Here is a 1542-nt window from a genome sequence, read left to right as displayed (position 1 = left end):
CCACCCACGTCCTCAACACCCTCCAGACCTGGCTCACCGACGAACGCTTCACCACCTCACGCCTACTCATCGCCACCCGCGGCGCCGTCGCCACCGACAACACCACCGACATCAACCTCGCCCACACCCCCGTCTGGGGACTCGTCCGCTCCGCCCAAGCCGAAAACCCCGGCCGCATCCAACTCACCGACCTCGACACCACCTCCGACCCCGCAACCGCACTCACCACCCACGAACCCGAAACAGCCCTACGCCACAACACCATCCACATCCCCCGCCTCCACCGCCTCACCCCCCAACCCACCACCACCAACACCACCTTCGACCCCGAAGGCACCATCCTCATCACCGGCGGCACCGGCGGCCTCGGCGCCGTCATCGCCCGCCACCTCGCCACCCACCACGGCGCCCGCCACCTCGTCCTCGCCAGCCGCACCGGCACCAACACCCCCACCACCACCCGACTCCTCACCGAACTCGCCGAACTCGGCACCCACGCCCACGCCACCACCTGCGACGTCACCGACCGCCAAGCCCTCGCCACCCTCATCACCGACATCACCACCCAACGCCCCCTCGTCGGCATCGTCCACGCAGCAGGCTCCGGCAACAACGCCCTCACCACCGCCCTCACCCCCCAACACCTCGACACCGCACTCGCCCCCAAAGCCGACGGCGCCTGGCACCTCCACCAACTCACCCAACACCTCGACCTCACCGCCTTCATCCTCATCTCCTCCGCCGGCGGCCTCGTCCTCACCGCCGGCCAAGGCAACTACGCCGCCGCCAACGTCTTCCTCGACGGCCTCGCCACCCACCGCCGCGCCAACGGACTCCCCGCCACCTCCATGGCCTTCGCCCTCTGGGACACCGGCACCGGCATGAGCCGCCACCTCAACGACATCGACCGCACCCGCATGACCACCCAAGGCCTCCCCCCACTCACCCACGACCAAGGCCTCACACTCTTCACCCAAGCACTCCACACCCACCACACCACCGTCGCCCCCCTCCGCATCAACCCCACCACCCTCCGCACCCGCACCGACACCATCCCCGCCCTCCTCCGCACCCACAACACCCACCCCACCCACAACACCCGCACCCCCCGCACCACCACACCCCCCACCTGGCCACAACAACTCACCCACCTCACCCCCCAAGAACGCCACCGCACCATCCTCCAAGCCGTCCGCACCGAAATCGCCACCGTCCTCGGCCACACCACACCCGACACCGTCGAACCCGACCGAGCCTTCAAAGAACTCGGCTTCGACTCCCTCGCCGCCACCGAACTACGCAACCACCTCAACACCCTCACCGGCCTCCACCTCCCCGCCACCCTCGCCTTCGACCACCCCACCGCCCTCGCCATCACCCACCACCTCACCACCCAACTCTGGCCCACCCACACCACCACACCACCACCCGACATCCACGACCACGCCTCCCACGGCGAACCCATCGCCATCATCGGCATGGCCTGCCGCTACCCCGGCGGCATCACCACCCCCGAAGAACTCTGGCAACTCGTCCTCAACG

General features: G+C 68.9%; 1 protein-coding gene. It reads left to right on the top strand.

The window, feature by feature from the left end; genetic code table 11:
• Positions 1-1542 (top strand): type I polyketide synthase (locus ACFU74_RS37265; protein ID WP_380764575.1); only part of this gene is annotated, 1542 nt, incomplete at both ends.

This window comes from Kitasatospora sp. NPDC057500, from assembly GCF_042802195.1.
In the GTDB taxonomy this organism is placed as follows: domain Bacteria; phylum Actinomycetota; class Actinomycetes; order Streptomycetales; family Streptomycetaceae; genus Kitasatospora.
The sequence above is the reverse complement of the archived record's forward strand: the minus strand, read 5'-3'. Positions and strand labels throughout refer to the sequence as shown.